The sequence below is a fragment of the Methylomonas sp. BG-2 genome, from assembly GCF_057766305.1.
On record NZ_JBYMAP010000273.1, the window covers coordinates 1 to 5,023 of the forward strand.

Below are 5,023 nucleotides of genomic sequence, written 5' to 3' on the forward strand. Positions count from 1 at the left end.
GCCGAGCAATGTCGAAGCACGGACGGCTCGGAACACACTCACCCTCCGGGTGATTGAAAAATCCCGCTCGCCCTTCGACAAACTCAGGACGAACGGTATTTTTCATCGCCCAACTGCTCTTTTTAGGATGAACTTTGCCTGTTTAAACCGAAGCGCCCTAAGTGGAGCGGAGAAACGTCAGCGCGGCTGAGAAAAGCGTGCCTGTTTTTGCTGGAAGCTTCGCTGTCACAGATAGGCTCATGCTGGTTAGACCAAGACGCGCCGGTGTTCGACCCGGCAGCCTGCCGGTTAGCGCTGGATTGCGGTTGGTTGAAACCAGCATGCCCCCGGTTCAAGGCGGATCGTTGCATGTCGATCGGGGTTCGAAGGTATGCGAGCATAAATCAGGCTACAGCGCGGCTTGACCGTAAACCATCGGGTGACATCGAATGCGACTACGGCCCTTTCCCGAGTCGGCTGGTTTAAAATGCCGGGACTGTTTACCGCCGGTTATTTTATGTTCTATATTCGTGCTTTCCTTGCGTTACTGTCCGTTGCATTGGTTTTCGCCGCGCCCAGCGCCGCCGGCTCCACCGCCGCCGACTGGGCGGCAATCAAAACGCCGTCTTCGCGTCCCGCCGGGAGTTTCAGTATCGGCTCATATACCAACGGTTGCGTCGCCGGCGCGGCCACATTGCCGCTTCAAGGCCCCGGTTATCAGGTGATGCGCCTGTCCCGACAACGCTATTACGGCCATGCCGACCTGATTGCCTTCATCCAAGCGCTCGGCCAATCCGCGCGCGACCGCAAGCTGGGCAGTTTGCTGATCGGCGATTTGGGACAAGCCCGCGGCGGCCCGACGCTCAGCGGCCACCGCAGCCACCAATCCGGCTTGGATGTGGATATTTGGTTTTTGTTGTCGGAGCAAGCCGACCAGCGCGTGTTGTCCGCCGAAGAGCGGGAAACTTGGAGCGCGCCGTCGGTGGTCGATATGCGCGCGTATCGGATCGACCGGCACGCCTGGTCGCCCAAGCATGCCCAAGTGTTGGAAGCGGCGGCGCTGCGCCCGGAGGTGGACCGCATTTTCGTGCATCCCGCCGTCAAGCAAACCTTGTGCGACGCCAAATTTCCGGGTGCCGCCGGCTGGTTGCGCAAGATTAGGCCCTGGTGGAAGCATGACGATCATTTTCACGTGCGCTTGAAATGCCCCGCCGACAACCCGGCCTGCCAAGGCCAGGACCCATTGCCGGCCGGCGACGGCTGCGACGCCAGCCTAGCGTGGTGGTTTACCGAAGAGGCCAAGAGGCCGGCACCAGGCCCGACATCCATCCCACCACCGTTACCCGCCCTGTGCGAGCAGTTGTTGCGGGAGTAACCACGGCAGCAGCAACGGTTTTTATCGCGGCTAAAGCCGCTGCTACACCCGTCTTGTTGATTCTCCGGGCCGAAAAACTTACGCGATCTTTAGACAATCCGGCTGTCGAAATCCAGCCGCCATCGGTAGGTGGCCGCTTGCATTCCGTGGCACCGTGATCCGGCTTCCCGGCGGGCGTTACACTGTTGCTTAAATCCGACCAAGTCCAATTCAGTAGCGATAGCGAAAATTACACTCGCCGGTCAATCGGCTGCTCAAGGCATTGTTGTCCACGCCGTACTGATTCACGTCAACCTCGCAACCCACATTGACCGGCCGGGGTTTGACTTTCCGCAACGACAGCGGTTCATCGGTGGTTGGCGACAACGGACCGGATTGCGCGGCGGCATCGAATTTCGCCAAGCCGGCTTCCGACAAGGTCAATACCAGTTTATCCGAACCTTCCGCGTATCCGGATTCCGCGACGATTAACATCCCGCAGACCACTGCCAGCGATCCGCACCCTCTGCAAAAGACAGTCCACTTCTTCATGGCTACCTCCCGATCTCCGGCAACACCGTCGGTGCGCCGCCACACCTCGCGCCGGCTGGCTTGGCGCCGCCGGCTACCTTCGCCAACGATTTGGCGTTCCACCTTGGACAGCAGGAAAAATGCCAAGTTGCTAAATATTAAAGCTACGGCGAAACTCGCATTTCCTAATGATCAACAAGTCTAGCCGAGTTCCGGAAAAGTGAAACCGATCACAGTTAGCCGGCTGATGACTAGAAACCTAGTGCGCATGAAAGGATTTTCGCCCCGGAAAATGAAAAAGATCGGGAGCGAACATCGCTTCTTCATCGTTATCGTAGACCATGCCCAGCCTAACCGAATCAGGTAGCGACAAGCCGCACTTGCCAAATTCCGGCGAATTTGCGGAAATGGCGGGCATTTGACACCAACCGGCTCTGTCCAATGAACAACACTCCATTAGATGCCCTACCCCGCCGCGCCATTCCGGCCTTTCCCGGTTGGTGGGCCGCGTTGGGACCCGGCGTGGTCTGGATGGCATTGGCGCAAGGTAGCGGCGAACTGATCTGGTGGCCGTACATGATCGCCAAATACGGTTTGACCTTTCTTTGGCTGCTGGTGCCGGCGTGTTTGTTGCAATACCCGTTGAATCTGGAGATCGGCCGTTACACGCTGTTGACCGGCGAAAGCATCTTTCACGGTTTTATTCGGTTGAACCGCCGGCTGGGCATCTTTCTATGGCTGTTGATGTCGGTGTCGTTTTTTTGGTTCGGCGCGTTCGCGTCGGCCGGCGGCACCGCGATGGCCGAATTGACCCATTGGCCGGCCGGTTGGAGTCAACGCGAGCAAAGTTTGTGCTGGGGTTATCTATCCATCGCGGTATTTCTGGCCGCGATTATGGCCAGCGGTGTGGTTTACACCTTGATCGAACGCTTCATGAAACTGGTCGCGGTGGTCACGGTGTTTGGTTTGTTATCGGCCTGCCTGCAACGCGACGTGACGGCCAAGCTACCCGAGTTCGCACGAGGCCTGCTGGGACCGACGGCGCCGATGTCACGGCCTTGGGAAGCCGGCGACGCCAGCAAGTTGTTGACGGCCATCACCTTTGCCGGACTGGGCGGCTTCTGGATTTTGTTTTATTCCTACTGGTTGCGCGATAAAGGCGCCGGCATGGCCGCCTGGGTTGGCCGGATTACCGGTTTGGGCGGCAGCGAGGAAGCAGTACTCAGCGACGGCTTTCTGCCGCAAGACGAGCCCGAGAGTGCGGAGCGTTGGCAAATCTGGCGGCGCTTCTTGAGCGCCGACATTCTGGTCGGTATCCTGGGCAATTTATTGACGACCTTGATGACCTGCCTGCTGGCCTATGCCTTGCTCTACCCCAAAGGCCTATTACCGCAGGAATACGAGCTGGCCGTCGTGCAAAGCCAATTCTTCGCGGTCAGCTGGGGAGAAATCGGCAGACTGTTGTTTCTGGTGGTTGCGGCGGCATTTTTGACCGACACTTGGCTGGCTACCGCCGACGCGGTCAGCCGCATCCAGGCCGACATCGTGTTAACGCTGTTTCCAGCCGCGCAACGCTGGCCGGCCCGGCGTTGGTACTATCTATTTCTGGGGTTGTTAACGCTGATCACCTGCTTCACGATGCAATTGGACGCACCCGGCCCGTTGATACTGACCAGCGCCGTGATCGGCTTCGCCGGCACCATCCTGTTTCCGCCGCTGCTGTATTGGCTGAATCACCGCCTGCTGCCGCCGCATTTGCCGGCTTGGGCCAAACCCCGCCGCCGGCCTTGGCTGCTGGCGGTCAGCTTTGCGGTGTATTTGACCTTGGCCTTTTTGTATATACGAACCGTGCTGGGGTTTTGACGGACTACGGTATCGGCTCAATGGGCCTTGCACAACACGCCGGCATTGACCTCGGCGCTGTGGGCGATTTTCTCCAAGTTGCTAAGCACGTCCAAACTGGCTTGTTCCATGCGCCCCACCGACGCCAGCATGGTTTGATCGTCGCCGGCGGCGTGGGCCGTCAATGCTTTCAGCGCCGCTTGATGCACGGTCACATGCGGCTGTTCGATTTCTAAATAGCCAGGCAGTTTGGAAAAACAGGCCCGGCCTTCACCCTGGTAGTACCATTTGCCTAAACGGCATTCAGTGTGTTCGGCAAAGTCCCTAGTTGTTTTCGACGACAACTGAAACAGCACTTTGTAGACTTCGAACTTGTATATCAAATGGTCTAATTTGGCTAATTCGCAGAAACTGCGCAGCGACGACGCCGCCACCACTTTTTCCATCGTCACCGAAAAGTCCAGCAGCTCGCGCATCGTGCCGGTTGCGCGTTGGCCTTCCTCGCTATAGTTTCTGGCGTGGTCCGCCAATTGGCTCATTTGCTCGCGCGTACTGCCGCTGGCGTTGCGGATGGATTCGGCCAGCGCCGATATTTTGTTGGTCGCTTCGGCGGTACGCTGCGCCAAGGTACGCACTTCGTCCGCCACGACCGCGAAACCGCGCCCTTGTTCGCCGGCCCGGGCTGACTCGATCGAGGCATTCAACGCCAGCAAATTGGTTTGATCGGCGATGTCGCGGATCAGCTTGACGACACCGATGATTTCCCGCGAGCTTTGGTCCAGCGAGCCGGCCTGCTCGGCGGCATGGCTGGAACCGTCTGCCAATTCGACCAAGTTGTGGGAAATTCGCCCAATCGCCTCGCTGCTGGTGATCGAGATGCCCTGGGCCTCGATAGCGTTATCCTTTTCATCCCGCAGCCGGTTGGCCAAGGTCAACAGACTGGTCTGCATATTCAGCAAGGACTGGCCGAAGTTCTGCAAATGGGCGATCGTGCCTAAATCGCGCTGGTGTGCCGCCTGCAGCGCCGCGTTGTCCGCCTCCGCCCGCTGCAACGCCAGGCGCGAGCGTTCCAATTCATCGGACTGCTGTTGAATCCGCCGGTTGGCATCGGCCAGTTGCAGCTTGAGTTCTTCCAATTCGCGGTTTTTCCAAAGAAACGAGAACATTACCCCAACCTATTTTGTCATTTAATGATGACAGCCAATGACGGACAACCGCCTCGCTGCGCCTGTATTGTAGTCAATAAAACCTGACGGAAATCCGGACGCTTAAAACATCCTACTTTAGACCGCCGCCATTGGATGTAAGCTTATGCTT

General features: G+C 58.2%; 4 protein-coding genes. 2 read left to right on the forward strand and 2 right to left on the reverse strand.

The window, feature by feature from the left end; genetic code table 11:
* Positions 1-496: 496 nt before the first annotated feature.
* The gene (gene mepA / locus AC3B8H_RS18505) at positions 497-1,354 is read left to right on the forward strand and encodes a penicillin-insensitive murein endopeptidase (protein ID WP_488443007.1); all 858 of its coding nucleotides are present in this window, start codon (positions 497-499) and stop codon (positions 1,352-1,354) included.
* A 210-nt stretch (positions 1,355-1,564) separates the two neighbouring features.
* On the opposite strand, the gene AC3B8H_RS18510 is transcribed toward mepA, so the two are convergent.
* A complete protein-coding gene (locus tag AC3B8H_RS18510; RefSeq protein ID WP_488443008.1) occupies positions 1,565-1,885 on the reverse strand; it encodes a hypothetical protein in 321 nt (106 codons plus the stop codon).
* A 420-nt stretch (positions 1,886-2,305) separates the two neighbouring features.
* On the opposite strand from AC3B8H_RS18510, the gene AC3B8H_RS18515 reads away from it, so the two are divergent.
* Positions 2,306-3,727, forward strand: coding sequence for an Nramp family divalent metal transporter (locus AC3B8H_RS18515; protein ID WP_488443009.1), 1,422 nt, complete (start codon positions 2,306-2,308; stop codon positions 3,725-3,727).
* 17 nt (positions 3,728-3,744) lie between these two features.
* Here AC3B8H_RS18515 and AC3B8H_RS18520 read toward each other — a convergent pair whose 3' ends face one another.
* On the reverse strand, positions 3,745-4,872 hold the full coding sequence (locus AC3B8H_RS18520; RefSeq protein WP_488443010.1) for a methyl-accepting chemotaxis protein: 1,128 nt from the start codon (positions 4,870-4,872) through the stop codon (positions 3,745-3,747).
* Positions 4,873-5,023 lie beyond the last annotated feature (151 nt).